The sequence below is a fragment of the Aquiflexum sp. genome, assembly GCF_977115555.1.
Window position 1 is genome coordinate 1 of sequence record NZ_CDSBKL010000398.1, and the last position, 3,603, is coordinate 3,603.

Sequence of the window (3,603 nt, forward strand, 5' to 3'; positions counted from 1 at the left end):
TCAAATTGGCCACGCTCAAAGAAATGGAAGATTTCCAGAAGCAGGCTGATCTTTCTGAAAATAGTACCCATCTACACCCGACCTTGTTATCGGAATCTTATGCGAAACTGTTGGTAAAGCAGGGAAAAAAACAAAAAGCAAAAGAAATTTATCAAAAATTAATGGTGAAATTCCCAGATAAAAACGTTTACTTTGCGGACTTAATTAAAAGCTTGGATTCATAATATCATTCATATGTTCACATTTCTGATTACATTAATTATAATTTTAGCAGTTTTATTGGTTCTAGTCATTCTGGCTCAAGATTCAAAAGGAGGCGTAGGAGCGGCATTTGGAGCAGGAGCTTCCCAAATCATGGGGGTGACCAAAACCGGAAATATTCTAGAAAAATCCACTTGGGTTTTGGCAATTGCTATTTTGGTCCTTTCTCTTTCATCTTCTGCTTTTTATTCAACCATACAGCCAGGACAATCTTCATCTCCAAACATTGAAAATGCAAGAAAACAAATAGTCAGTCCTTCTTTTGGTGATTCGGAAAGCCTTTTACCAACAGAAGGTGCCCCAATTGAACCGGTCGATTCGACAGAAAACGAAAATTAAAAAATTCAAAGCCCGCTCCTAGCGGGCTTTTTTTATTCCACTACTTTTAAAAGTAATCTTTTACTGATAGGGACAAAACTCTCCTCCAAAGGAATCTGCTGCCTGCTACAGATGCTGTAAGTGGCAGGATTTGGGAGCTCTTTATTAGTCTTAATGAGGTCAAGTTTCATTTGTTCAAAGGTATTCAGGATGGACCTCCTTACTTTTTGAACAAGTTGCATCATGATTCCCTTGAAAGAATCGATGCTGTTTTGAAACAGATTCACCCTGTATCTATAGACAAATACTTCTTTCGACTTTTCAAACGAAAGAAAAACATAGCCTTCTTTTTGATACAAGGGAGAAATACCAATCGGCTCAATATTCATTTCCTTCTCCAAAAAATCGTAAATATTTTTCCCGTCTTCAATATGATTTTTAAGTTGGGGAAGTGAAAAAGCTACAATTTCCTCCAACTGCTTCATCACCTCATCATCCATGATCAGAGGTTGATATTTGAACTTCATTTCCATGGAATCCGGAGCTTGGAGCGTTTTTGGAAAAGCTGATTTGATCTGATCTCTGTTTTGCTCAAAACTTTTGAGTCTGGTATAATGCTGAATCAAATCTGCCAGCGGAGGATAAAGCTTCACTTCTTTGAACTGTCCTCCGACATGTTGCAAGTACGCCAAAAGAAGGTATTTTTTGTATTCAAAATCTATCAATCCTTCTGTGATCCAGTTTTCTGATAAGCTTTTCATAAGGTTCAGTTTGTGAAAATTTAGAAAAAACTGACATCATAAAAAAATGTCTTGGAAAAATTGACAGGGAAAATTTTAAAATTTCAAAAAGATTGACAGGATTTTGTTCTAATTGACGGACTATATGTCAGTTTGCACTGTAATATCTTATTTGGCACAAGAAGTGATAATTGTGGTTTACAAGATTTTGTTACTAACCTTTAAAAATCCAATAATTATGTCGAAAGTAAACATCAAACCTCTTGCAGACAGAGTTCTGGTGGAGCCTGCTGCAGCAGAAGAAAAAACCGCATCCGGACTTTATATTCCTGACACTGCCAAGGAAAAACCACAAAAAGGAACTGTCATCGCAGTAGGAAGCGGCAAAAAAGACGAGCCATTGACTGTAAAAGTGGGTGACCAAGTGCTTTATGGCAAATACGCAGGTACTGAACTTGCAGTTGAAGGGCATGATTACCTCATCATGAGAGAATCAGACATTTTTGCTATCCTGTAATCATCTATTTCAATTATTAAAAAGAACCTAAAACAACAAAAAAATGGCTAAAGAACTATTTTTCAATACCAACGCAAGAGACAGATTGAAAAAAGGAGTGGATGCTCTTGCAGACGCAGTAAAAGTAACCCTCGGACCAAAAGGAAGAAACGTCATTATTGACAAAAAATTCGGTGCACCAGCGATCACCAAAGATGGGGTGACTGTTGCAAAAGAAATTGAACTGTCTGAGCCGATTGAAAACATGGGAGCTCAGTTAGTAAAAGAAGTAGCTTCCAAAACCGCAGACAATGCAGGAGACGGAACTACAACTGCAACTGTATTGACCCAGGCGATTTTTGGCCTTGGTATCAAAAACGTGGCAGCAGGTGCCAATCCAATGGATCTTAAAAGAGGAATTGACAAAGCAGTCTCTGCCGTAGTTGCCCAATTGAAAGCCAATTCCAAACCGATATCCACTAGCAAAGAAATCCAGCAAGTAGCTACCGTTTCTGCAAACAATGACGAAGAAATCGGAAAGATGATTGCAGATGCAATGGACAAAGTTGGTAAAGACGGTGTCATCACAGTTGAGGAAGCAAAAGGAACTGAAACTGAAGTACGTACCGTAGAAGGTATGCAGTTTGACAGAGGTTACCTTTCTCCATACTTTGTGACCAACACCGAAAAAATGGAAGTTGAGCTGGACAGACCATATATCCTGATCTACGACAAGAAGATCTCCTCAATGAAAGAATTGCTTCCTGTTTTGGAGCCAGTAGCACAGTCAGGCAGACCTTTATTGATCATCTCTGAGGATGTTGACGGTGAAGCTTTGGCAACATTGGTAGTAAACAAAATCAGAGGTGCCTTGAAAGTAGCAGCTGTAAAAGCTCCTGGATTCGGTGACAGAAGAAAAGCAATGTTGGAAGACATCGCAATTTTGACAGGTGGAACTGTGATCTCTGAAGAAAGAGGTTACAAACTTGAGAATGCCACTATTGAATACCTTGGAACTGCTGAAAAAATCAACATTGACAAAGACAATACTACTATTGTCAACGGTGCAGGTGAAAAAGCAGGTATCACTGCAAGAATCAATGAAATCAAAGCTCAGATAGAAAAAACAACTTCTGACTATGACAGAGAAAAACTCCAGGAAAGATTGGCTAAGCTGTCAGGTGGCGTAGCCATCCTTTACATCGGAGCTGCCACTGAAGTAGAAATGAAAGAAAAGAAAGATAGAGTTGACGATGCTTTGCATGCAACCAGAGCTGCTGTTCAGGAAGGTGTTGTCGTAGGTGGCGGTGTTGCTTTGGTTAGAGCAGTATCATCTTTGGACAACCTTAAAGGTGAAAACGAAGATCAGGATACCGGTATCAACATTGTCAGATTTGCAATAGAATCTCCATTGAGAACAATCGTCGCAAATGCAGGAGGTGAAGGTTCTGTTGTCATCAACAAAATCAAAGAAAACAAAGGTAATTTCGGTTACAATGCCAGAACAGATGTCTATGAAGACCTTTTCGAAGCAGGTGTAATTGACCCTACCAAGGTGACAAGATTGGCACTTGAAAACGCCGCTTCTATCGCAGCGTTGCTATTGACTACAGAATGTGTAGTAGCCGACGTAAAAGAAGAATCTCCTGCCATGCCTCCAATGGGAGGTGGAGGAATGGGCGGTATGATGTAATCGCGCAATTATTCTTTTTGAAAAGAGGAGCTTTAAAAGTTCCTCTTTTTTTTTTTTGAAACCTCGGTAAGTTTATAGATTTTATAAAAAAATCA

Annotated in this window: 4 protein-coding genes and 1 pseudogene; 4 read left to right on the forward strand and 1 reads right to left on the reverse strand. The window is 39.2% G+C overall.

Features of this window, described 5'->3' with window-relative positions; genetic code table 11:
* Both ACZFYI_RS17295 and secG read left to right on the forward strand, forming a co-directional pair.
* Window positions 1-224: pseudogene (locus ACZFYI_RS17295) on the forward strand (hypothetical protein); the annotation flags it as partial.
* A gap of 10 nt (window positions 225-234) precedes the next feature.
* Window positions 235-600 carry a preprotein translocase subunit SecG gene (gene secG / locus ACZFYI_RS17300; protein ID WP_462525379.1) on the forward strand — a complete coding sequence of 122 codons (366 nt, stop codon included), beginning with the start codon at window positions 235-237 and terminating at the stop codon, window positions 598-600.
* A gap of 32 nt (window positions 601-632) precedes the next feature.
* On the opposite strand, the gene ACZFYI_RS17305 is transcribed toward secG, so the two are convergent.
* On the reverse strand, window positions 633-1,340 hold the full coding sequence (locus tag ACZFYI_RS17305) for a hypothetical protein (RefSeq protein ID WP_462525380.1): 708 nt from the start codon (window positions 1,338-1,340) through the stop codon (window positions 633-635).
* Window positions 1,341-1,557: 217 nt separating this feature from the next.
* Between ACZFYI_RS17305 and ACZFYI_RS17310 the strand changes: the two genes are divergently transcribed.
* Window positions 1,558-1,836 carry a co-chaperone GroES gene (locus tag ACZFYI_RS17310; RefSeq protein WP_241125064.1) on the forward strand — a complete coding sequence of 93 codons (279 nt, stop codon included), beginning with the start codon at window positions 1,558-1,560 and terminating at the stop codon, window positions 1,834-1,836.
* A gap of 43 nt (window positions 1,837-1,879) precedes the next feature.
* Complete coding sequence (gene groL, locus ACZFYI_RS17315) at window positions 1,880-3,508, forward strand: chaperonin GroEL (protein WP_462525381.1); 1,629 nt, start codon at window positions 1,880-1,882, stop codon at window positions 3,506-3,508.
* The last annotated feature ends 95 nt before the right edge of the window (window positions 3,509-3,603 follow it).